The 21,894-nt window shown below is 62.1% G+C and carries 18 protein-coding genes; 9 read left to right on the top strand and 9 right to left on the bottom strand.

All coding sequences use genetic code 11. The annotated features are described in order from the left end of the window. The first annotated feature begins 285 nt into the window (after positions 1-285). Positions 286-1,536 carry a 2-aminoadipate transaminase gene (locus tag ACLEJQ_RS08175; RefSeq protein WP_440793836.1) on the top strand — a complete coding sequence of 417 codons (1,251 nt, stop codon included), beginning with the start codon at positions 286-288 and terminating at the stop codon, positions 1,534-1,536. Positions 1,537-1,635: 99 nt separating this feature from the next. On the opposite strand, the gene trxB is transcribed toward ACLEJQ_RS08175, so the two are convergent. Continuing rightward, entirely contained in the window at positions 1,636-2,598 is a 963-nt protein-coding gene (gene trxB, locus ACLEJQ_RS08170) for a thioredoxin-disulfide reductase (protein WP_003205459.1), read from the bottom strand. A gap of 311 nt (positions 2,599-2,909) precedes the next feature. On the opposite strand from trxB, the gene cysZ reads away from it, so the two are divergent. Together cysZ and ACLEJQ_RS08160 are read left to right on the top strand one after the other, a co-directional pair. Beyond that, positions 2,910-3,665: a sulfate transporter CysZ gene (gene cysZ / locus ACLEJQ_RS08165; protein WP_440793834.1), complete on the top strand. Its 756-nt coding sequence runs from the start codon at positions 2,910-2,912 to the stop codon at positions 3,663-3,665. A 39-nt stretch (positions 3,666-3,704) separates the two neighbouring features. Next, on the top strand, positions 3,705-4,904 hold the full coding sequence (locus ACLEJQ_RS08160; protein WP_440793832.1) for a glycosyltransferase family 4 protein: 1,200 nt from the start codon (positions 3,705-3,707) through the stop codon (positions 4,902-4,904). Between the two features lie 135 nt (positions 4,905-5,039). On the opposite strand, the gene ACLEJQ_RS08155 is transcribed toward ACLEJQ_RS08160, so the two are convergent. From ACLEJQ_RS08155 to ACLEJQ_RS08145, 3 genes are all read right to left on the bottom strand, one after another. Beyond that, positions 5,040-6,143 carry an NADH:flavin oxidoreductase gene (locus tag ACLEJQ_RS08155; protein WP_440793830.1) on the bottom strand — a complete coding sequence of 368 codons (1,104 nt, stop codon included), beginning with the start codon at positions 6,141-6,143 and terminating at the stop codon, positions 5,040-5,042. A 279-nt stretch (positions 6,144-6,422) separates the two neighbouring features. After that, on the bottom strand, positions 6,423-6,905 hold the full coding sequence (locus ACLEJQ_RS08150) for a glutathione peroxidase (protein ID WP_440793829.1): 483 nt from the start codon (positions 6,903-6,905) through the stop codon (positions 6,423-6,425). 114 nt (positions 6,906-7,019) lie between these two features. After that, on the bottom strand, positions 7,020-7,505 hold the full coding sequence (locus ACLEJQ_RS08145) for an FKBP-type peptidyl-prolyl cis-trans isomerase (RefSeq protein WP_440793827.1): 486 nt from the start codon (positions 7,503-7,505) through the stop codon (positions 7,020-7,022). Here ACLEJQ_RS08145 and ACLEJQ_RS08140 point away from each other — a divergent pair. The 3 genes from ACLEJQ_RS08140 (at position 7,474) to ACLEJQ_RS08130 (ending at position 10,882) form a co-directional block, all read left to right on the top strand. Next, positions 7,474-7,812, top strand: coding sequence for a DUF3565 domain-containing protein (locus tag ACLEJQ_RS08140; protein WP_440793825.1), 339 nt, complete (start codon positions 7,474-7,476; stop codon positions 7,810-7,812). The genes ACLEJQ_RS08145 and ACLEJQ_RS08140 overlap by 32 nt on opposite strands. Before the next feature lie 61 nt (positions 7,813-7,873). Then, entirely contained in the window at positions 7,874-9,973 is a 2,100-nt protein-coding gene (gene pta / locus ACLEJQ_RS08135; RefSeq protein ID WP_440793823.1) for a phosphate acetyltransferase, read from the top strand. Continuing rightward, complete coding sequence (locus tag ACLEJQ_RS08130; RefSeq protein WP_440793821.1) at positions 9,974-10,882, top strand: acyltransferase; 909 nt, start codon at positions 9,974-9,976, stop codon at positions 10,880-10,882. Positions 10,883-11,063: 181 nt separating this feature from the next. On the opposite strand, the gene cysN is transcribed toward ACLEJQ_RS08130, so the two are convergent. The 3 genes from cysN to ACLEJQ_RS08115 form a co-directional block, all read right to left on the bottom strand. Further along, positions 11,064-12,962, bottom strand: coding sequence for a sulfate adenylyltransferase subunit CysN (gene cysN, locus ACLEJQ_RS08125; protein ID WP_440793819.1), 1,899 nt, complete (start codon positions 12,960-12,962; stop codon positions 11,064-11,066). Positions 12,963-12,971: 9 nt separating this feature from the next. Further along, a complete protein-coding gene (gene cysD, locus ACLEJQ_RS08120) occupies positions 12,972-13,889 on the bottom strand; it encodes a sulfate adenylyltransferase subunit CysD (protein WP_440793817.1) in 918 nt (305 codons plus the stop codon). A gap of 251 nt (positions 13,890-14,140) precedes the next feature. After that, positions 14,141-14,899 (bottom strand): Nif3-like dinuclear metal center hexameric protein, encoded by a 759-nt coding sequence (locus tag ACLEJQ_RS08115; RefSeq protein ID WP_440793815.1) that lies wholly within the window; start codon positions 14,897-14,899, stop codon positions 14,141-14,143. 105 nt (positions 14,900-15,004) lie between these two features. Between ACLEJQ_RS08115 and algW the strand changes: the two genes are divergently transcribed. The 3 genes from algW (at position 15,005) to ACLEJQ_RS08100 (ending at position 19,221) form a co-directional block, all read left to right on the top strand. Further along, positions 15,005-16,165 (top strand): Do family serine endopeptidase AlgW, encoded by a 1,161-nt coding sequence (gene algW, locus ACLEJQ_RS08110; RefSeq protein WP_440793813.1) that lies wholly within the window; start codon positions 15,005-15,007, stop codon positions 16,163-16,165. Positions 16,166-16,383: 218 nt separating this feature from the next. Beyond that, positions 16,384-18,489, top strand: a complete 2,106-nt coding sequence (locus tag ACLEJQ_RS08105; RefSeq protein WP_440793811.1) for a TonB-dependent siderophore receptor — start codon at positions 16,384-16,386, stop codon at positions 18,487-18,489. 12 nt (positions 18,490-18,501) lie between these two features. Next, the gene (locus ACLEJQ_RS08100; RefSeq protein ID WP_440793809.1) at positions 18,502-19,221 is read left to right on the top strand and encodes a DUF4198 domain-containing protein; all 720 of its coding nucleotides are present in this window, start codon (positions 18,502-18,504) and stop codon (positions 19,219-19,221) included. Between the two features lie 256 nt (positions 19,222-19,477). On the opposite strand, the gene hisC is transcribed toward ACLEJQ_RS08100, so the two are convergent. Together hisC and hisD are read right to left on the bottom strand one after the other, a co-directional pair. Next, positions 19,478-20,530: a histidinol-phosphate transaminase gene (hisC, locus tag ACLEJQ_RS08095; protein WP_440793808.1), complete on the bottom strand. Its 1,053-nt coding sequence runs from the start codon at positions 20,528-20,530 to the stop codon at positions 19,478-19,480. Positions 20,531-20,532: 2 nt separating this feature from the next. Beyond that, a complete protein-coding gene (hisD, locus tag ACLEJQ_RS08090; RefSeq protein ID WP_440793806.1) occupies positions 20,533-21,855 on the bottom strand; it encodes a histidinol dehydrogenase in 1,323 nt (440 codons plus the stop codon). Positions 21,856-21,894 lie beyond the last annotated feature (39 nt).

Below are 21,894 nucleotides of genomic sequence, written 5' to 3'. Positions count from 1 at the left end.
CTTTTTGCGGCGCGCCCTGTTTTGTGACAGGGCCGGCTTTTGTGGCGAGGGAGCTTGCTCCCGCTTGAGTGCGCAGCACTCACAACGCAAGCCCCCCCGCCCCATCCCAGCCAGTGCTTCGCACTGGAGCGGGAGCAAGCTCCCTCGCCACAAAGAGCCGTCGCTGGGCTTACGTTTCCCACAACCCGACTTTTAAGATTGACCCGGCAACTTTATTTCGTTTGTCGCTCCCTGCGCTCGCCGCTTGAATAAGGCGTGCCCTTCTTCCCCTGCGAGCCGCAATCCATGAGCAGTGAAACCATCAGTCAGTCGATTTCCATCGTTCATCCCGTCAGCCTCAGCCACGGTAAGAATGCCGAAGTCTGGGATACCGACGGCAAACGCTACATCGATTTCGTGGGCGGCATCGGTGTGTTGAACCTGGGGCATTGTCATGCACGCATCGTCGAGGCGATCCGCGAACAGGCAACGCGGCTGACCCATTATGCGTTCAACGCCGCACCCCATGTACCCTACATTGAACTGATGGAGCGCCTGGCGGCGTTTATTCCGGTGGACTACCCGGTCAGCGGCATGCTCACCAACAGCGGCGCCGAGGCGGCAGAAAACGCCTTGAAGATCGTCCGTGGCGCTACCGACCGCACGGCAGTCATTGCCTTTGACGGTGCCTTTCACGGCCGCACCCTGGCGACCCTGAATCTCAACGGCAAAGTCGCGCCCTACAAACAGAAAATCGGCGTCCTGCCCGGGCCGGTCTATCACCTGCCCTATCCCAGCAAGGACAACGGCATCAGCTGCGCCGAGGCGCTCAAGGCCATGGAGCGGCTGTTCAGCGTGGAGATCGACGTGAATGACGTGGCCTGCTTCATCGTCGAACCGGTACAGGGCGAAGCCGGTTTCCTGGCGTTGGATATCTCCTTCGCCCAGGCCCTGCGGCAGTTCTGCAACGAAAAAGGCATCGTGCTGATCATCGATGAAATCCAGTCCGGTTTCGGCCGTACCGGCCAGCGCTTTGCATTCGCGCGACTGGGCATCGAGCCGGATTTGATTTTGCTGGGCAAGAGCATCGCCGGCGGCGTGCCCCTCGGCGCGGTGGTCGGGCGCAAGGCGTTGCTGGACAACTTGCCCAAGGGTGGGTTGGGCGGCACCTACTCGGGCAATCCCATCGCCTGCGCCGCTGCATTGGCGACGCTGGACGAGATGAGCGACACCAACCTCAAGGCCTGGGGCACGCAACAGGAAGAAGCGATTGTCAGCCGTTATGAGTCCTGGCGCAGCCGTGGACTGACGCCCTACCTGGGCCGCCTTACCGGTGTCGGCGCCATGCGCGGCCTCGAACTGGCCCACGCCGACGGCACGCCGGCCGCAGCCCAATTGACCCAACTGCTGGCGCTTGCCCGGGAAGCCGGGTTGTTGCTGATGCCCAGTGGAAAATCGCGGCACATCATCCGCCTGCTGGCGCCGCTGACCACCGAAGCGGCGGTGCTGGAAGAGGGGTTGGATATTCTGGAGGCGTGCTTGGCGAGGCTGGTCTGAAATGCACTGCGTCTGACCCACAGGGCTCAGGGTCCAGCCGCTGATCTTGTGACAGGCATGAAAAAACCGGCCGAAGCCGGTTTTTTCATGCCTGGCGAATCAGAACGAAGCGTTCTGCAAGCCGTCCAGGTAGCGCTCGGTGTCCAGGGCCGCCATGCAGCCGGCACCGGCCGAGGTGATGGCCTGGCGGTAGACGTGGTCGGCCACGTCGCCGGCGGCGAAGATGCCTTCGACGCTGGTGGCGGTGGCGTTACCGTCACGGCCGCCCTTGACCACCAGGTAACCGTCCTTGAGCTCCAGCTGACCTTCGAACAACGAAGTGTTCGGGGTATGGCCGATGGCGATGAACACGCCGTCGACCTTGATCTCGTCGAAACTGCCGTCGTTGTTTTTCAGGCGGGCACCGGTCACGCCCATGTTGTCGCCCAGCACTTCGTCCAGGGTCGCGTTGAGCTTGAGGATGATCTTGCCTTCGGCGACACGGGCGTTGAGCTTGTCGATCAGGATCTTCTCGGCGCGGAAGGTTTCGCGACGGTGGATCAGCGTGACCGTGCTGGCGATGTTGGCCAGGTACAGGGCTTCCTCGACAGCGGTGTTACCACCACCGACCACGGCCACTGGCTTGTTGCGGTAGAAGAAACCGTCGCAAGTGGCGCAGGCAGACACGCCTTTGCCCATGAAGGCCTCTTCCGACGGCAGGCCCAGGTAACGGGCGCTGGCGCCAGTGGCAATGATCAGCGCGTCGCAAGTGTAGGTGGCGCTGTCACCGGTCAGGGTGTACGGCTTGGCAGCGAAATCCACGGCATTGATGTGATCGAAGACGATTTCGGTCTCGAAGCGCTCGGCGTGCTCTTTCATGCGCTCCATCAAGGCCGGACCGGTCAGGCCATGGACATCGCCCGGCCAGTTGTCGACTTCGGTGGTGGTGGTCAATTGACCGCCGGCCTGCATGCCGGTGATCAGCAGCGGCTTGAGGTTGGCACGGGCCGCATAGACCGCGGCACTGTAACCGGCAGGGCCGGAACCGAGGATAATCACTCGCGAATGACGGACTTCAGACATGACCTGCTCCTGTTGACCGGACCTTGCGGACCGGAACGCCGGGTGAACGGCGCAAGTAAAAAAGGACTGTGGATGCACTTGGGGAAGGCTTTGGTTCGACAGTCCTGAAAAAGAATGGGTGCAGCGTATCGAGGGAGGGAAGATTAAGGAAATACGGTTTAACAATCCAGCTCATAGGTGAGCTCTATCCGCCTTGGCCCCTCCAATAGCTGCGATCGCCTCGGGAAACGTTGTTACATGCCGTGTCGACGCTTTCCCGCGCACAGCAAAGCCGGTAAGGTCGGCGCGTTCACCTTCGCTCGGAGCCCGTTATGCCCGCCCCCGTTCTGTCCGGCCCGCAATACCTGCGAGAAGGCCTCAAGCTGGTCCTGAGCCCGGGCCTGCGCCTGTTCGTACTCCTGCCGCTGGCGATCAACCTGGTGCTCTTCGTCGGCCTGATCTACCTGGCCGGCCACCAGTTCAGCCTGTGGGTCGATACGCTGATGCCAACGCTGCCTGACTGGCTGAGCTTTCTCAGCTATATCCTCTGGCCGCTGTTCGTGGTGTTGGTGGTGCTGATGGTGTTTTTCACGTTCACGATGCTCGCCAACATCATCGCCGCGCCCTTCAACGGCTTTCTTGCGGAGAAAGTCGAGGTGGTCATCCGTGGCACCGACGACTTTCCCGCTTTCAGCTGGAGCGAATTGGTTGCCATGGTCCCCCGGACCTTCGCTCGGGAGGCGCGCAAGCTCGGCTATTTCCTGCCGCGGGCCCTGGGCCTGTTCGTCCTGTCGCTCATCCCGGTGATCAACGTTGTTGCAGCACCGCTGTGGCTGCTGTTCGGCATCTGGATGATGGCGATCCAATACATCGACTACCCGGCGGACAACCACAAGCTGGGCTGGAACGAAATGCTCGCCTGGTTGCGGCACAAGCGCTGGCAGAGCCTGGGTTTTGGCGGCAGCGTGTACCTGGTGCTGCTGATCCCGCTGGTGAACATCCTGATGATGCCGGCGGCCGTGGCCGGGGCGACCCTGTTCTGGGTCCGCGAGCAAGGCGCCGAGACGGCCCTGACCCGGCGAGGCTGACGGGTCACAAATCCATCACACGGGCGTCACAATGACGACATGGCCCCGGTCGACACTGGGGTCATGACCACACACCTGCACATCACGCTCGTCACCGAAACCTTCCTGCCGGAAATCAATGGCGTGGCCAACACCCTGGGTCGCTTGTACGAAGGCCTGCGTGCCCGTGGACACCGGGTGGAACTGATCCGACCGCGCCAGGCCGAGGATCAGCGCCGGACCAGTGACGAGCAGTTGCTGCTGTGTCGGGGTTGGCCGTTGCCGGGTTACCCGGGATTGCAGTGGGGCCAGTCGTCGATGCACAAGCTGATGCGGCGTTGGAAACGTCATCGCCCGGATGTGCTGTACATCGCCACGGAAGGCCCGCTGGGTTTATCCGCGCTGCGCGCGGCGCGGCGCCTGGGGATCGCGGTGGTCAGTGGGTTTCATACAAATTTCCAGCAATACACCCGACAGTACGGCCTCGGCTTGTTGAGCCGCGTACTGACCCACTACCTGCGCTGGTTTCACAACCGCTCCAGCCTGACCCTGGTGCCCAGCCCCAGCCAGCGCCTGGAACTGGAGCGACGGCAGTTCGAACGTGTGGCGCTATTGTCGCGAGGCGTGGACAGCCAGTTGTTCCATCCGGTCAAGCGCTCGGCCTGCTTGCGTCAGGCCTGGGGCCTTGGGGATGACGACATTGCCGTGATCCATGTCGGACGCCTGGCACCAGAGAAAAACCTCGGCCTGCTCAAGCGCAGTTTCGACACGCTGTGCAAGACGTTCCCTGAGCGTCGGATGAAACTGGTGGTGGTTGGCGACGGCCCGCAGCGCTCGGCGTTGGAACAGGCACTGCCCGAGGCGATCTTCTGCGGCTCGCAACGAGGCGAGGCCCTGGCCAGCCACTATGCGTCCGGGGATGTGTTTATCTTTCCAAGCCTGACCGAAACCTTCGGCAATGTCGTGCTCGAAGCACTGGCGTCCGGGCTGGGCGTGGTGGCTTACGACCAGGCTGCGGCGGCGCAGCACATTCGCCATGGCTACAACGGCGTATTGGCGATGCCTGGGGATGAAGAGGCGTTCTGTGAGGCTGCCTGTTGGCTATTGGAAGCTCGCGAGAACCTGCGCTGCGTGCGGCTCAATGCGCGTCAGCATGCCAGCCGCCAGGGCTGGGCATCGGTGATCGAGCAGTTCGAGGCCCAGTTGCGCGGGGCTTGCGTCGGCGAACAGGGGATACCTGCTGCGCCGACGATGCCCTGAATCCCCAATGATGCTGAGGCCGCCATCGCGAGCAGGCTCGCTCCCACAGGAGGCTTGGCGGGACACAAAACGTATACTCACCGAGGACCGATGTGGGAGCGAGCCTGCTCGCGATAGCGTCAGCCAAGGCGCCGCTCAAACCAACGTCATCAACGCCTCGCGGCTGAATGGCAGAATCTCCTGCTCGCGCCCGTCGCGCACCTTCTGCGCCCAGTCCGGGTCCACCAGCAACGCACGCCCCACCGCCACCAGGTCGAACTCATCATTGTTCAAGCGCTCCAGCAATTTCTCCAGGCTGGCCGGCTGGGCGACTTTGTCGGTGTTGACCATGAACTGCAGGAACTCGCCATCCAGGCCGACGCTACCGACCGTAATGGTGGGCTTGCCGGTGAGTTTGCGGGTCCAGCCCGCCAGGTTGAGTTCGGAACCTTCGAACTCGGGCTCCCAGAACCGCCGCGTCGAACAGTGGAAAATATCCACCCCGGCCTCGGACAACGGCTTGAGGAATTCGCCCAAGGCCTCAGGGGTCTGGACCAGACGCGCGGTGTAGTCCTGCTGTTTCCATTGGGAGAAACGGAAAATGATCGGGAACCCTTCGCCCACCGCCGCACGCACGGCACGGATCAGCTCGATGGCGAAGCGCGAACGATTGGCCAGGCTGCCGCCGTAGCCGTCCGTGCGCTGGTTGCTGCCTTCCCAGAAGAACTGATCGATCAGGTAACCGTGGGCGCCGTGAATTTCCACGCCGTCCATGCCGATGTGCTTGGCGTCTTTGGCAGCCTGGGCGAACGCGGCGATGACGTCGTCGATGTCGGCCTGGGTCATGCCGTGGACCACCACCTGGCCATCCTTGAGCTTCTCCGACGGGCCAAAGCCCGGCACGCTGGCGTCCGGCTCGGTGCCGATGCGACGCACGCTGCCCACATGCCACAGTTGCGGAACGATCTTGCCGCCTTCGGCATGCACCGCATCGACCACCTGTTTCCAGCCGGCCAGCGCGTCGTCACCGTAAAAATGCGGCACGTTGGGATAACCGTTGGAAGCCTTGTGCCCGACGGTCGTGCCTTCGGTGACGATCAGACCGACCCCGGCCGCTGCGCGACGACGGTAATACTCCACGACCTTGGCGTTCGGCACGCCGCCCGGCGAAAACGAACGGGTCATCGGCGCCATCACGACACGGGTCGGCAGTTCGAGCGCGCCGAGATGAAAGGGTTTGAACAGGGCTTTTACAGGCATGGGGCACTCCACGGACAGGGTCGCAGGTCAGATATGACGAGGATAATATGTGTCGTGCGCAGTGCTGGGTAGCACTATTGATTGGAGTGATTAAGGATCAGAAAGCAGCATGGGAAAGTTGCGCGCCGCCATACCTGTGGCGAGGGAGCTGCTCCCGCTGGGGTGCGAAGCAGCCTCAAGTTTTTTGCGGTTGCTGCGCAACCGAGCGGGAGCAAGCTCCCTCACCTCAGGGTGCCTGCATGTCTCCTGGACCCAGTAGGGATTGCCTGACCGCAGGAATCAGCCCAACGCTTTTTCGATGGCCTGGATCACCGCAGGATCATCCGGCGCCGTACGCGGCGAGAAACGCGCCAGCACGCGACCGTCCTTGCCGAGCAGGAATTTTTCGAAGTTCCAGGTAATGTCCCCGGGAAACTCAGCGCCCTCGCCCGCCAGCAGGCGATACAACTGATGGCGGTCAGGACCGTTCACTTCCAGCTTGCTGGACAAGGGAAACGTGACGCCATAGTTGAGGCTGCAGAACTCCTGGATCTGCTGCTCGGTTCCCGGTTCCTGACCGGCAAACTGGTTGCAGGGCAGCCCCAGCACGCTGAAGCCTCGGTCCTTGAACTGTTGATAAAGGTTTTCCAGCGCAGCGTATTGCGGCGTCAGGCCACATTTGGAGGCGACGTTGACCACCAGCACGACTTGCCCCTTGAACGGCGCCAGGGGAAGCTCCTGACCATCCAGGGCTTTGAGTTTAAGGTCGTGGAAAGCACTCATGACGAACTCCAGGTTTGCAGGTCTTTTCGAAACAGCCACGGCCGATGCTAACAGCAACCGACCAAAAAAGGCGCCTCACGGCGCCTTTCCAGTTCTCTGAGCGTAGCGCAGAAATCAGTGGTGGTGACCACCCTCGCCATGGACGTGACCATGGGCGATTTCTTCCTGGCTGGCGTCGCGAATGTCGACGACCTTGACCTTGAAGTTCAGGCGCTGGCCGGCCAGCGGGTGGTTGCCGTCAACGGTCACATCGTCGCCTTCCAGGTCGCGGATGGTCACGATCTGCATCTGGCCATCGGGCGCCGACGCGTGGAACTGCATGCCGACTTCCAGCTCATCCACGCCTTCGAACATGCTGCGGCTCAGGGTGCTGACCAGTTCGGCGGAGTATTCACCGTAGGCGTCTTCCGGTTCAACCGCAACACTCAGCTCGTCACCGGCGGTTTTACCTTCCAGGGCTTTTTCCAGGCCCGGGATGATGTTGCCTGCGCCATGCAGGTAGACCAGCGGAGCGCCGCCGGCAGAGCTGTCGATGACCTCACCAGCGTCGTTGGTCAGGGTATAGTCGATGGAGACAGCCTTATTGGCGGCGATCAGCATGGGGCGAGACCTTTTGCATAAGAATGAAGAACGGACAAGTCTAAACAAGGATTTGCCCGAAAGCGAACGGAACCCGGACAAACGGGCTGGCTCGAACCGATCGACGGTCACCGGTTTCCACCAGGATGAGGACGGCCACTGGGTGGTCGAACTGTCCTGCGGCCATACCCAGCACCTGCGTCACCAGCCACCCTGGCAGTCACGGGCCTGGGTCCTGGACCCGGCGCAACGTATTGAAAAAATAGGCCAGAGCTTCGGTTGCGGCTGGTGCGCACAGACCCCGGTTAGCGATAACCTTGGCGACTGAATCTGACGGCAGATGGCCAGACATAGGCCTCGCCCTTGCCATGCACCTTTAGGGAATCCGCATGCAAACTTTTTTTATCGCGCCCACCGATTTTGGAGTGGGACTGACCTCCATCAGCCTCGGGCTGGTGCGTACGCTGGAACGGGCCGGGCTGAAAGTCGGCTTTTTCAAACCGATTGCCCAACCCCACCCTGGCGATACCGGGCCGGAACGCTCCACCGAACTGGTGGCCCGCACCCATGGCCTGAAGCCACCGCAGCCGCTGGGCCTGGCCCATGTCGAACGCATGCTCGGCGATGGCCAGCTCGATGAACTGCTGGAAGAAATCATCACCCTCTACCAGCAGGCCGCCATCGGCAAGGATGTGCTGGTCGTCGAAGGCATGGTACCGACCCGCAGCGCCAGTTACGCCGCCCGGGTCAACCTGCACCTGGCCAAGAGCCTGGACGCCGAGGTGATCCTGGTCTCGGCGCCGGAAAACGAAGTGCTGACCGAGCTTTCCGGGCGCGTGGAGTTGCAGGCGCAACTGTTTGGCGGGCCGAAGGACCCGAAAGTTCTCGGGGTGATCCTGAACAAGGTGCGCACCGACGAAAACATCGAGGCCTTCAGTGCACGGCTCAAGGAGCACTCGCCCTTGTTGCGCAGCGGCGACTTCCGGCTGCTGGGCTGCATCCCGTTTCGCCCGGAGCTCAACGCCCCGCGCACCCGTGACGTGGCCGACCTGATGGGCGCGCAGGTGCTCAATGCCGGGGACTACGAGACCCGGCGCATGAGTACCATCATCATTTGCGCCCGCACCATGCGCAACACCGTGGAACTGCTCAAGCCCGGCGTGCTGGTGGTGACGCCTGGCGATCGCGACGACATCATCCTCGCCGTCAGTCTGGCGGCGATCAATGGCGTGCCGTTGGCCGGCCTGCTCCTGACCAGCGACACCCTGCCCGACCCACGCATCATGGATCTGTGCCGAGGCGCCTTGCAGGCCGGACTGCCGGTGCTCTCGGTGAGCACCGGCTCCTACGACACCGCCAACCTGCTCAACGGCCTGAACAAGGAAATCCCGATCGATGACCGCGAACGCGCCGAAATCATCACCGACTTCGTCGCCAGCCACCTGGACGCCAACTGGCTGCACCAACGCTGCGGCACGCCGCGGGAGATGCGCCTGTCGCCGGCGGTCTTCCGCTATCAACTGATCCAGCGCGCCCAGGCCGCCAACAAACGCATCGTGCTGCCCGAAGGCAGCGAACCCTTGACCGTGCAGGCCGCCGCCATTTGCCAGGCCCGGGGCATCGCCCGCTGCGTGCTCCTGGCCAAACCGGCCGACGTCGAAGCGGTAGCCCGGGCCCAGGGCATCGAACTGCCGCCAGGGCTGGAAATTCTCGATCCGGACACGATCCGCGAGCGTTACGTCGAGCCCATGGTGAAACTGCGCAAGAGCAAAAGCCTGAACGCGCCGATGGCCGAGCAGCAACTGGAAGACACCGTGGTCATCGGCACCATGATGCTGGCGCTCGATGAAGTGGACGGGCTGGTTTCCGGGGTGATCCACTCCACCGCCAACACCATCCGCCCGGCCCTGCAACTGATCAAGACCGCACCGGGTTGCTCCCTGGTGTCCTCGGTGTTCTTCATGCTGTTCCCCGAGGAAGTGCTGGTCTACGGCGACTGCGTGATGAACCCGCACCCCAGCGCTGCGGAGCTGGCAGAGATCGCCCTGCAAAGCGCCGACTCGGCCGCCGCGTTCGGCATCACCCCGCGAGTGGCGATGCTCAGTTATTCCAGCGGCGAGTCGGCCAGTGGCGAAGAAGTGGAGAAAGTCCGCGAGGCGACCCTGCTGGCTCACGAGGCGCAGCACAGCCTGCTGATCGACGGGCCGCTGCAATACGATGCCGCGGCCAACGAAACCGTCGCCCGGCAACTGGCCCCCAATAGCCAGGTGGCCGGCCGTGCCACTGTGTTCATTTTCCCGGACCTGAACACCGGCAACACCACCCACAAGGCGGTACAGCGCAGCGCCGATTGCGTCAGCCTCGGGCCGATGCTGCAAGGCCTGCGCAAACCGGTGAACGACTTGCCGCGCGGCGCCCAGGTCGACGACATCGTGTACACCATCGCCCTGACCGCGATCCAAGCCGCCAACCGACCCATGGACCTTTAAATGCTGGATTTCCTGCCTGCCGCCGTGCGCGGTGTGATCGCTTCGCTGCTGCTAGCCCTCAATACGATCGTCTGTTGCACACCGTTGTTCGTCGTGGCGATTTTCAAGTTGCTGCTGCCGTTTCCTGCCGCTCAGCGCTTCACTGACTGGCTGATGAGCCACATTCACGAAGCCTGGATCAGCAACAACAAGGCCTGGATGAACCTGGTGCGCCGCACCCGCTGGCACCTCAGTGGCCTGGAGGGCCTGGACTACCAGCACTCGTACCTGATCACCAGCAATCACCAGAGCTGGGTCGACATCATGGTGTTGCAGTACGTGCTGAACCGTCGCGTGCGTCCGTTGAAGTTCTTTCTCAAGCAGGAATTGATCTGGGTGCCGGTGATCGGTCTCGCTTGGTGGGCGCTGGGCTTTCCGTTCATGAAACGCTACTCCAAGACGTACCTGGAAAAGCACCCGGAGAAGAAAGGCAAGGACCTGGAAACCACCCGCAAGACCTGCGCGAAGTTTCGCCACAACCCGGTGGGCATCTTCAACTTCGTCGAGGGTACCCGCTTCACCGAAGGCAAGCATGCGCAGCAGCAGTCACCGTTTCGCTACCTGCTCAAGCCCAAGGCCGGCGGCATCGCGTTCGTGCTGGATGCCATGGGTGAGCAACTGGAGTCGATCATCAACGTGACTATTCACTACCCAGGCGGTCGTCCGGGGTATTGGGATCTGCTCTGCGGCAAGATGGGCGAAGTAGTGGTGCATTTCCAGGAACTGAAGATCCCGCCGCAGTTCGTTGGCAAGAGCTACGACCAGGACGGCGCGTATCGCCTGGAGTTCCAGGGCTGGATCAACCAGCTGTGGCAGGACAAGGATGCGTTGCTCGAACAGATGCATCGGGAACATCCCGCCAAGTCTTGAGGTGGCTGCACTGGCCTCATCGCGAGCAAGCTCGCTCCCACAGGATCGGGGTGAACGCCAACTCTGTATTCACTGACAATCCCCTGTGGGAGCGAGCTTGCTCGCGATAGCATCCCTCCAGACAACAAAAAAAGCCCGCCGATGATCGCTCATCGGCGGGCTTTTTAATTGCCGCTTGCGCTTAGATCGCGCCGCGCTTGCGCAGCAACTCCAGCACTTGCTTAACGCTCTCTTCCAGTGTCAGCGCCTGGGTGTCGATCACCAGGTCGGCATCCAGCGGCACGTCATACGGGAAGGACTCGCCAGGGATGTTGTCGCCAGCAGCGGCATACAGCCCTTGCGGATCACGTTGTGCACACACCGTCGGCGAGGCCTGGACGTAGACGGTCAGCAGACGGTCCCGACCGATCAGGTCCTTGGCCTGTTCACGCCCTTCGGCGCTCGGCGCAACGAATGCCGCCAGGGTCAGCAGGCCGGCTTCGTTGAACTGACGGGCGACGTGGGCGGCGCGACGCCAGTTTTCAGTGCGTCCGGCGCGGTCCTGCGGCAAGCCCTTGTTCAGGTCATGACGCAGGTTCTGGCCATCCAGCACAAACACCGCACGACCGGAATCGAACAGCTTGCGCTCCACGGCATAGGCCAGCGTGCTCTTGCCAGCACCCGACAGCCCGCTGAACAGCACCGTGGCCGGCTTCTGACCGAAACGCTGGGCGCGTTCTTCCACCGACACATGGGCCAGCTTGCCGTGATGAGTGCTGCTGCCATGAGCCAGCGGCTGGGCGACGATCATGCCGGCGCCAACGGTGCCGTTGGTCAGGCGGTCAATGACAATGAACGCACCGGTGGTGCGGTTGTTGTCGTAGCCGTCCAGGGCAATCGGCGCGTCCAGGGCGATCTTCACCTTGCCGATTTCGTTGAGTTGCAACGCGCTGGCCGGGCCCTCTTCGAGGGTGTTCACATCGACCCGGTTGACGATGCTGGCAATCGAACCCGGCACATAGCTGGTGGCCCGCTTGATGTCGTATTTCTTGCCCGGCAGCATCGGCTCTTCAGCCATCCACACCAGCATTGCTTCGAAGCTGTCGGTCACCGGCGGGACGTTGTCGGCATGCACCAGCAAGTCGCCGCGGGAAATGTCGATCTCGTCTTCCATGGTCAGCGTCACCGCCTGGCCAGGACCCGCCTGCTCCAGTTCGCCTTCGAAGGTGACGATGGATTTGACGCGGCTGCTCTTGCCCGATGGCAACACCACCACTTCATCGCCCTTGTGCACGATGCCGCTGGCCAGGGTGCCGGCGAAACCGCGGAAGTTCAGGTTCGGACGGTTGACGTACTGCACCGGGAAACGCAGGTCAGTGAAGTTGCGGTCGCCCGCCACTTCCACGGTCTCGAGGATTTCCATCAGCGACTGGCCGGTGTACCACGGCGAGCGCTCGGACTTGTTCACCACGTTGTCGCCCTTGAGGGCGGACATCGGCACGAAGTGCAGGCTGGTGGGCTGATTCTTCAGGCCTTCGGCGAACTGCAGGTAGTCGGCCTTGATCGACTCGAACACACCCTGGTCGAAGCCCTTGAGGTCCATCTTGTTGATGGCCACTACGATGTGCTTGATGCCTAGCAACGAGGCGATGAAGCTGTGGCGACGGGTCTGGGTCTGCACGCCGTAGCGGGCGTCCACCAGGATGATCGCCAGGTCACAGGTGGAGGCACCGGTGGCCATGTTGCGGGTGTACTGCTCATGGCCGGGGGTGTCGGCGATGATGAACTTGCGCTTGGCGGTGGAGAAATAGCGGTACGCGACATCGATGGTGATGCCTTGCTCGCGCTCGGCCTGCAAGCCGTCGACCAGCAGCGCCAGGTCGATGTCGTCACCGGTGGTGCCGACTTTCTTCGAATCGCGGGTGATGGCTTCCAGGTGATCCTCGTAGATCATCTTGGAGTCGTGCAGCAGGCGCCCGATCAGGGTGCTCTTGCCGTCGTCGACGTTACCGCAGGTCAGGAACCGCAGCAGCTCTTTACGCTCGTGCTGGCCCAGGTAGGCGAGGATGTCCTCGCTGATCAAATCAGATTGGTGCGACATGACAACCCCTTAGAAATAACCCTGACGTTTCTTATCTTCCATCGAGCCTGCGCCATCGTGGTCGATGACCCGGCCCTGGCGCTCGGAAGTTCGCGTCAGGAGCATTTCCTGAATGATGTCCGTCAGGCTTTCGGCCTCGGACTCCACCGCGCCCGTCAATGGGTAGCAGCCAAGGGTACGGAAACGCACTTTTTTCTTGACGATACGGGCTTTTTCTTCCTCGGACAGGTGCTCGAGGATGCGCTCGTCGTCGATCATGATCAGGGTGCCATTCTTCTCGATCACTTCGCGCTCGGCGGCGAAGTACAGCGGCACGATCGGGATGCCTTCAAGGTAGATGTACTGCCAGATGTCCAGCTCGGTCCAGTTCGACAGCGGGAACACCCGGATCGACTCACCCTTGTTGACTTTGCCGTTGTAGACGTTCCACAGCTCCGGACGCTGGTTCTTCGGGTCCCAACGGTGCTTGCTGTCGCGGAACGAGTAGACGCGCTCCTTGGCGCGGGACTTCTCTTCATCGCGACGGGCACCGCCGAACGCGGCGTCGAACCCATGCTTGTCCAGCGCCTGCTTGAGGCCTTGGGTCTTCATGATGTCGGTGTGCTTGGCGCTACCGTGAGTAAACGGGTTGATCCCCTGCGCCACGCCTTCGGGGTTCACATGGGTGATCAGTTCCAGGCCCATTTCCTCGACCATGCGATCACGGAATTTGTACATTTCCTGGAATTTCCAGCGGGTGTCGACGTGCATCACCGGAAACGGCAGCTTGCCGGGGAAAAACGCCTTGCGTGCCAGGTGCAGCATTACGGCGGAATCCTTACCGATGGAGTACAGCATCACCGGGTTATCGAACTCGGCGGCCACCTCGCGGATGATGTGGATGCTTTCCGCCTCCAGCTGTTTCAGATGCGTCAGTTTGTCGACCATGGCTACTCACGAAAGCTTTCTTATGAACGGCCAGCGGGCCGTGTTCGAGCGAGGAATCCTAGCACAGCGACCTCTTCTAATCAGGGCGCCAACTAGATCGAAACAGCATATGGATATGCCTGGGTGTTCGGGCAGCGTCGCTCCCTTTGTGGGAGCGAGCTTGCTCGCGATTGCGGTAATCAGCTTGCAAAGGTGGAGACTGGTCCACCGCTATCGCGAGCAGGCTCGCTCCCACTGGGGGCAGAGTTGGATCAAATCGGATTCGGACAATCGATGAAGATATGTTCCAACGCAAAGCGTCGCGCCAGGTAATCACCCAAGGCCTGGACGCCGTAGCGTTCGGTGGCATGGTGCCCGGCGGCAATGAAACTGATGCGGTTTTCCCGGGCGCTGTGGAAGGTCTGCTCCGACGCTTCGCCGCTGATATACAGATCGACCCCGGCCAACACGGCTTGATCGATATACCCCTGGCCACCGCCGGTGCACCAGCCGACCCGGCGGATCATCTGTTCGCCTTCGATCAGCAACGGCTCGCGACCCATCGCCTCCTGCACCTTGCGGGCGAAATCCCGAGGCGTCATCGGTTCGGCCAGCGAGCCGACCAGGCCGACGATCTTCGGGTTGTCCGGATCCAGCGGGCCTTCGACCGTGATGTCCAACTGACGGGCCAGTTGCACGTTGTTGCCGACCTCGGGGTGCAAGTCCAGGGGCAGGTGATAGGCCAGCAGGCTGATGTCATGTTTGAGCAACGTCTTGAGGCGACGCTGTTTCATGCCGGTGATGCAAGGATTCTCGCCTTTCCAGAAGTAACCGTGGTGCACCAGCACCAGGTCGGCGTTCGCCTCGACCGCTGCGTCAAGCAACGCCTGGCTGGCCGTGACGCCGCTGACAATGCGCGTCACCTGAGGCGCGCCTTCGACCTGCAGGCCATTGGGGCAGTAATCGGCAATCCGGCTGCTTGCCAGGTAGCGGTCCGCTTCTTCGACCAGGGTGCTCAGGGCGACGGCCATGAAAAGACTCCTAAATATCCCGTTCAGAGGCGCGCGCGGCCTCGTATAATGCGCGACATTATGGGCGGTCTCACCCCGCCTGCAACCTTTGTAGGGACATGCTTCATGCTCAAGGCGCTGCGTTTTTCCGGCTGGCCGCTGTTGGCCGGCGTGCTTGTCGCTCTACTGATTATCCAGCGGTACCCGCAATGGGTCGGCCTGCCAAGCCTTGACGTCAATCTGCAACAGGCGCCGCAGAGCAAGGTCGTGCAACAGGGCCCGGTGTCCTACGCCGATGCCGTGACCCTCGCCGCGCCAGCGGTGGTCAACCTGTACACCACCAAGGTCATCAACAAGCCCAGCCATCCGCTGTTCGAAGACCCGCAGTTCCGCCGCTTCTTTGGCGACAACTCACCCAAGCAGAAACGCATGGAGTCGAGCCTGGGCTCGGGCGTGATCATGAGCCCGGAAGGCTATCTGCTGACCAACAATCACGTCACCAGCGGCGCCGACCAGATCGTGGTGGCGCTCAAGGACGGACGCGAAACCCTGGCCCGGGTGATCGGCAGCGACCCGGAAACCGACCTGGCGGTGCTCAAGATCGACTTGAAGAACCTGCCGGCCATCACCATCGGTCGCTCCGACAGCATCCGCATCGGCGATGTCGCATTAGCCATCGGCAACCCGTTCGGCGTCGGCCAGACCGTAACCATGGGCATCATCAGCGCCACCGGGCGCAACCAGTTGGGCCTGAACAACTACGAAGACTTCATCCAGACCGACGCCGCGATCAACCCTGGCAACTCCGGCGGCGCACTGGTGGATGCCAACGGCAACCTCACCGGGATCAACACCGCGATTTTCTCCAAGTCCGGCGGCAGCCAGGGCATCGGTTTTGCCATTCCGGTGAAACTGGCGATGGAAGTGATGAAGTCCATCATTGAACACGGCCAGGTGATTCGTGGCTGGCTGGGCATCGAAGTCCAGCCGTTGACCCAGGAACTGGCGGAGTCCTTTGGCTTGTCGGGACGCCCCGGGATCGTCGTGGCAGGGATTTTCCGCGACGGTCCGGCTCAGAAGGCCGGGCTGCAACTGGGCGATGTGATTCTGAGCATCGACGGCGAACCGGCCGGCGACGGCCGTCGCTCGATGAACCAGGTGGCGCGGATCAAGCCCACCGACAAGGTGACCATCCAGGTCATGCGCAACGGCAAGGAACTCAAGCTCACGGCCGAGATCGGCCTGCGTCCACCGCCGGCACCGGTGGCCGTCAAGGAAGAGCAGTAGACCCGTGGCGAGGGAGCTTGCTCCCGCTGGGTTGCGCAGCGGCCCTGAAACCTGCCCCATCAAAACCTCGGACTGATCGCATCCATTCTCCTTGGGCTGCTTCGCAGCCCAGCGGGAGCAAGCTCCCTCACCACAAAGAAATTCACAAAACCGAGATAGCATAAATTCTCATTGGTAGTGTTATATTGTTTCAATAAATCGAATTGGAACAACATAACATGTCATCCTTGAAACGGATTTCCCTGGCCAGCCTGGCCTTGGGCTTGCTGGGCGATCCGAGCTACGCAGAAGATATCCAACCCCTGGCGCTGGACGCCATCAACGTGACGTCCGACTACGAATCCCCCACCGGCCCGGTGAGCGGCTATCGCGCCACCCGCTCCGCCAGCGCCACCAAGACCGATACGGCCCTGCGCGACATTCCGCAAGCCATCAGCGTGGTCCCAGCCAGCGTACTCAAGGATCTGGGCAGCACCGATGTCGAACGGGCCCTGGAATATGCCGGCGGCGTCTCCAGGCAAAACAACTTCGGCGGCCTGACGCTTTACGAATACAGCGTGCGCGGGTTTACGACTTCGGAGTTCTACAAGGACGGTTTCAGCGCCAACCGGGGCTACCCGAGCACCCCGGACACGGCCAACATCGAGCGCATCGAAGTGCTCAAGGGACCGGCCGCCAGCCTGTATGGGCGCGGCGACCCCGGTGGAACGGTCAATATCGTGACCAAGAAACCCCAGCCCGAAGCCTTCACTACCCTGCAAACCAGCGCCGGCAGTTGGGACCGCTACCGCACCGCGCTGGACGTCAACACGCCGCTGGACGCCGACGGCAAGCTGTTATCGAGAGTCAATCTGGCAGTCGAAAACAACAACAGTTTTCGCGACCACGTCGACAGCCGACGGGTATTCGTCGCTCCCACTCTCAGCTGGCAACTGAACCCTGACACCCGCCTGCTGGTGGAAAGCGAAATCGTGCGCCACAGCTCCACGTTCGACCGCGGCATCGTCGCCCCGAACAATCGCTGGAGCGGCGTTTCCCGTTCGACCTTCCTGGGCGAGCCCAACGACGGCGATATCGACAACCACAACAACATGCTCCAGGCCGCCCTCGAACATCAGCTCAACGACGCCTGGCAGGTACGCCTGGCCAGCCATTACAAGCAAGGCGAACTGTGGGGGTTCGCCTCCGAAGCACGACCACTGAATGCCGACGGCCACACCGTCAATCGCCGCTACCGCGAGCGGGACAACGATTGGCATGACAGCATCACCCAGTTGGAACTGCGCGGCCTGTTCGACCTCGGTTCCTGGCAGCACGAACTGCTGATCGGCAGCGAGTACGAGGACTACCGCAAGAACGAACGCGTCACCACCATCAACGGCGGCGCCTACCCCATCGACATCTACCAGCCGATCTACGGCCAACCAAAGCCCAATGGTCTGCGCACCGGCACAGACTTCTTCGAGCGCGTGCAAAGCCGCGCCTTGAACCTTCAGGACCAAATCGTCTTTACCGACCGGTTACGGGGCATGGTCGGCGTGCGCTACGAACACTTCGAACAGCATGTCGATGATCACACCTCTGGCCTCAGCCGCCGCCAACGCCACGACGCCCTGACGCAACGGGCCGGCCTGCTGTATCAACTGACGCCTGAAGTCGGGCTGTTCGCCAACGTGTCCACCTCGTTCAAGCCCAACAACGGCCTGGATGCCCAGGGCAAGCCCTTCGATCCGGAGGAAGGCACCGGCTATGAAGTCGGGCTCAAGAGCGAGCTGTTCGATGAGCGCCTCAGCACCACTCTGGCGGCGTTCCATATCGAAAAGGAAAACGTCCTGGCCCTGGAACCCGGCACCGACACCAGCCGCGCCATGGGCAAGGCCCGCAGCCAGGGCATCGATTTGCAAGTCACCGGGCAATTGACCGACGCCATCCGGGTCATCGGCGCCTTCGCCTACATCGACGCCGAGGTGACTCAGGGTGACGCCGCCATTCCCACCGGCAGCCGGATCCTCGGCGTCGCCAGGCGCAGCGGCAGCCTGCTGGGGGTCTACGAATTCCAGGACGGACGCCTGCGGGGTTCGGATGTGGGCGCCGCGCTCACCTACGTCGGGGATCGCTCGGGGGAAGCCGGCGGCGATTTCGAACTGCCGGCCTACCACACCGTGGACCTGCTGGCCCATTACAAAGCCAGCGACCAGGTCACCGTGGGCCTGAACCTCAACAATCTCTTCGACGAAAAATACTACGAGCGCTCCTACAGCAATTACTGGGTCAACCCCGGCGAGCCGCGCAATTTCACCCTCAGCCTCACCCTCGATCTGTAAAGGACCATCTGCATGAAACACTCCAAGACATTCGCCCTTCTCGGCCTGCTCCTGGCTACCCAAGCGTCGGCCCACGGCCTGTGGACGGAACAACGGCGCGGCAACATCGAAGTGATCTACGGCCACGGCGCCGAGGACAATGCATTCAAGGCGCAGAAAATCAGCGGCGCCTGGGCTTATGATCTGGCCGGCAAGATGATCCCCGTCACGGTCGAGCGCCTACCGGACCACGCCCGCCTGCAACCGCTCAAGCCACCGGCCGTGCTGGCTGTGGCGCTGGACAATGGCATGTGGTCCCAGACGCCCGAAAAGAAATGGATCAACGAAGGCCGCAGCAAAGTGCCCGGTGCGATCGAGTCGACCCACACCTTCAAGTACAGCCTGGCCATTTATGAGCCGGGGGCGAAACTGCCGAAACTGGAGGCGATCAAGTTCCTGATCCAGCCCGAGGTCGATCCGCTGACCGTCGGACCGGGTCAATCGCTGCCGGTACGGGTGCTGCTCGACGGCAAACCGGCAGCCGGTGTGAAACTGGTGGGCGACTACCGCAGCGCGCCGAACACCGTATCGACCGAAACCGATGCCGAAGGCCGGGCCCGGGTGCTGGTGCGTAACGAAGGGTTGAATGTCATCGCCGCGCAGCTGGAAATCCCGCTCAAGGACGACAAGGACGTCGCAACCCGCGGCGTATTCACCTCACTGACTTTCCTCGGCGAACCGCATCACGAATGAGGTCTGATCCTTAAAACTGTGGGAGCGAGCCTGCTCGCGATAGCGTTGTGTCAGCATCATCAACGTTGGCTGACACTACGTCATCGCGAGCAAGCTCGCTCCCACAGGGGGATTTCCGGTGTATTCAAATTCTGCGGATACCCGAAAACACTATGGGAGCGAGCCTGCTCGCGAAGCGGTGGGTCAGCAACATAGAGGTTGGCTGACACTACGCTATCGCGAGCAAGCTCGCTCCCACAGGTCTAGTACAGGGGTTCTAGAGCTCGCCAAGGCCGTCGATCAGCGCCTGGTTCTGCTCCGGGGTGCCGATGCTGATCCGCAGGAACTGGGCGATCCGTTCCTGCTTGAAGTGCCGCACAATCACACCCTGCTCGCGCAGCTTCGCTGCCAGTCCCGCCGCATCGTGTCGCGGGTGGCGGGCGAAGATGAAGTTGGCGGCCGAGGGCAGCACTTCAAACCCCTTGGCCTGCAACTGTGTCACGACCCACTCCCGGTGTTCGATGACCAACCGGCAGGTTTGCTGGAAATACTCACGATCATCGAACGCCGCCGCGCCGCCGACATTCGCCAGGCGATCGAGCGGGTAGGAGTTGAAGCTGTTCTTGATCCGCTCCAGCGCCTCGATCAGATCCGGATGCCCCACCGCCAGGCCGACGCGCAGCCCTGCCAGCGAGCGGGATTTGGACAGCGTCTGGGTCACCAGCAAGTTTGGATAACGGTCCACCAGGCTGATGGCCGTCTCGCCGCCGAAGTCGATATAGGCCTCATCGACCACCACCACCGACTCCGGGCTGGCCTTGAGTATCCGCTCGACCGCGTCCAGCGCCAACAGGCAACCGGTGGGTGCGTTCGGGTTGGGGAAGATGATGCCGCCGTTGGGGCGGGCATAATCCGCCGGGTCGATCCGGAACTGCTCATCCAGCGGCACCGCGTCGTACTGGATGCCATACAGCCCGCAATAAACTGGATAAAAGCTGTAGCTGATGTCCGGGAACAGCAACGGCAGGTCATGCTGCAACAGGCCGTGGAAGATGTGCGCCAGCACCTCGTCCGAACCGTTACCCAGGAACACCTGGTTGGCCTGCACTCCGTAATACCCGGCCACGGCGTTCTTCAACAGATCGCTGTTGGGGTCCGGATACAGACGCAGGTTGTCGTTCAGCTCGGTCTGCATCGCTGCGAGCGCCTTGGGCGATGGGCCGTAGGGGTTCTCATTCGTGTTGAGCTTGACCAGCCGCGTCAGCTTCGGCTGCTCGCCCGGCACGTAGGGCACGAGGTTCTTGACGAACGGGCTCCAGAATTTACTCATGTTCAGTTCCCCTGTTCATCGACGATGCGGTATTCGGCGCTACGAGCGTGCGCGCTCAACGACTCGCCACGGGCCAGCACCGAAGCGGTCTTGCCCAGTTCGGACGCGCCCTGCTCGGAGCAGAAGATGATCGATGAACGTTTCTGGAAGTCATACACCCCCAGCGGCGACGAGAAGCGCGCGGTACCGGAAGTCGGCAATACGTGGTTGGGCCCCGCGCAGTAGTCGCCCAAGGCTTCGCTGGTGTGACGGCCCATGAAGATCGCGCCGGCGTGACGAATCTGCGGCAACCAGGCCTGCGGATCGGCCACCGACAGCTCCAGGTGTTCCGGCGCGATGCGGTTGGCGACCTCGATGGCCTGCGCCATGTCATTGACCTTGATCAGCGCACCACGGCCGTTGATCGAGGTGTTGATGATCTCGGCGCGGTCCATCGTCGGCAGCAACTTGTCGATGCTGGCGGCGACCTTGTCGAGGAACTCGGCGTCCGGACTGACCAGGATCGCCTGGGCGTCCTCGTCGTGCTCGGCCTGGGAAAACAGGTCCATGGCGATCCAGTCCGGATCGGTCTGGCCGTCACACACCACGAGAATCTCCGAAGGGCCGGCGATCATGTCGATGCCGACCTGGCCGAATACATGACGCTTGGCGGTGGCGACGTAGATATTGCCCGGCCCGACCACTTTGTCGACCCGCGGCACGCTCTCGGTGCCATAGGCCAGCGCCGCCACGGCCTGGGCGCCACCGATGGTGAACACCCGGTCCACCCCGGCGATACAAGCAGCGGCCAGCACCAGTTCGTTGATCTCACCGCGCGGCGTCGGTACCACCATCACCACTTCGGTGACGCCGGCGACCTTGGCCGGAATGGCGTTCATCAGCACCGAGGACGGATAGGACGCCTTGCCGCCGGGCACATACAAGCCGGCGCGATCCAGCGGCGTGACCTTCTGGCCCAGGACCGTACCGTCGGCCTCGGTGTAGCTCCAGGAGTCCTGCTTCTGCCGCTCGTGATAGTCACGCACACGGGATGCAGCTTTTTCGAGGGCCTCGCGCTGGGGCACGCTGATTCGGGTCAGGGCCAGCTCCAGACGCTCGCGCGGCAGGATCAGGTCAGCCATGGATGCCACTTGTAAACCGTCGAATTTCTGGGTGAATTCCACCAGTGCTTCATCGCCACGCTCACGCACGGCCTTGATGATGTCCAGCACCCGCTGATTGACCGAGTCGTCAGACACACTTTCCCAGCTCAGCAGATGATCCAGATGATGTGCAAAATCCGGGTCGGCGGCGTTGAGTCGGCGAATCGATGTGGGTGCGGTCATAGCGAGGGCCTCATTAATGGCAAATGCTCAGGCGCCCTA

Source organism: Pseudomonas sp. SMV71 (assembly GCF_052042015.1).
Taxonomy (GTDB): Bacteria; Pseudomonadota; Gammaproteobacteria; order Pseudomonadales; family Pseudomonadaceae; genus Aquipseudomonas.
The sequence above is the reverse complement of the archived record's forward strand: the minus strand, read 5'-3'. Positions and strand labels throughout refer to the sequence as shown.

Coding starts and splice junctions, on each gene's coding strand:
- ACLEJQ_RS08175 (WP_440793836.1), top strand. CDS start 286: ATGAGCAGTGAAACCATCAGTCAGTCGATTTCCATCGTTCATCCCGTC.
- trxB (WP_003205459.1), bottom strand. CDS start 2,598: ATGTCTGAAGTCCGTCATTCGCGAGTGATTATCCTCGGTTCCGGCCCT.
- cysZ (WP_440793834.1), top strand. CDS start 2,910: ATGCCCGCCCCCGTTCTGTCCGGCCCGCAATACCTGCGAGAAGGCCTC.
- ACLEJQ_RS08160 (WP_440793832.1), top strand. CDS start 3,705: ATGGCCCCGGTCGACACTGGGGTCATGACCACACACCTGCACATCACG.
- ACLEJQ_RS08155 (WP_440793830.1), bottom strand. CDS start 6,143: ATGCCTGTAAAAGCCCTGTTCAAACCCTTTCATCTCGGCGCGCTCGAA.
- ACLEJQ_RS08150 (WP_440793829.1), bottom strand. CDS start 6,905: ATGAGTGCTTTCCACGACCTTAAACTCAAAGCCCTGGATGGTCAGGAG.
- ACLEJQ_RS08140 (WP_440793825.1), top strand. CDS start 7,474: ATGGAGACAGCCTTATTGGCGGCGATCAGCATGGGGCGAGACCTTTTG.
- ACLEJQ_RS08145 (WP_440793827.1), bottom strand. CDS start 7,505: ATGCTGATCGCCGCCAATAAGGCTGTCTCCATCGACTATACCCTGACC.
- pta (WP_440793823.1), top strand. CDS start 7,874: ATGCAAACTTTTTTTATCGCGCCCACCGATTTTGGAGTGGGACTGACC.
- ACLEJQ_RS08130 (WP_440793821.1), top strand. CDS start 9,974: ATGCTGGATTTCCTGCCTGCCGCCGTGCGCGGTGTGATCGCTTCGCTG.
- cysN (WP_440793819.1), bottom strand. CDS start 12,962: ATGTCGCACCAATCTGATTTGATCAGCGAGGACATCCTCGCCTACCTG.
- cysD (WP_440793817.1), bottom strand. CDS start 13,889: ATGGTCGACAAACTGACGCATCTGAAACAGCTGGAGGCGGAAAGCATC.
- ACLEJQ_RS08115 (WP_440793815.1), bottom strand. CDS start 14,899: ATGGCCGTCGCCCTGAGCACCCTGGTCGAAGAAGCGGACCGCTACCTG.
- algW (WP_440793813.1), top strand. CDS start 15,005: ATGCTCAAGGCGCTGCGTTTTTCCGGCTGGCCGCTGTTGGCCGGCGTG.
- ACLEJQ_RS08105 (WP_440793811.1), top strand. CDS start 16,384: ATGTCATCCTTGAAACGGATTTCCCTGGCCAGCCTGGCCTTGGGCTTG.
- ACLEJQ_RS08100 (WP_440793809.1), top strand. CDS start 18,502: ATGAAACACTCCAAGACATTCGCCCTTCTCGGCCTGCTCCTGGCTACC.
- hisC (WP_440793808.1), bottom strand. CDS start 20,530: ATGAGTAAATTCTGGAGCCCGTTCGTCAAGAACCTCGTGCCCTACGTG.
- hisD (WP_440793806.1), bottom strand. CDS start 21,855: ATGACCGCACCCACATCGATTCGCCGACTCAACGCCGCCGACCCGGAT.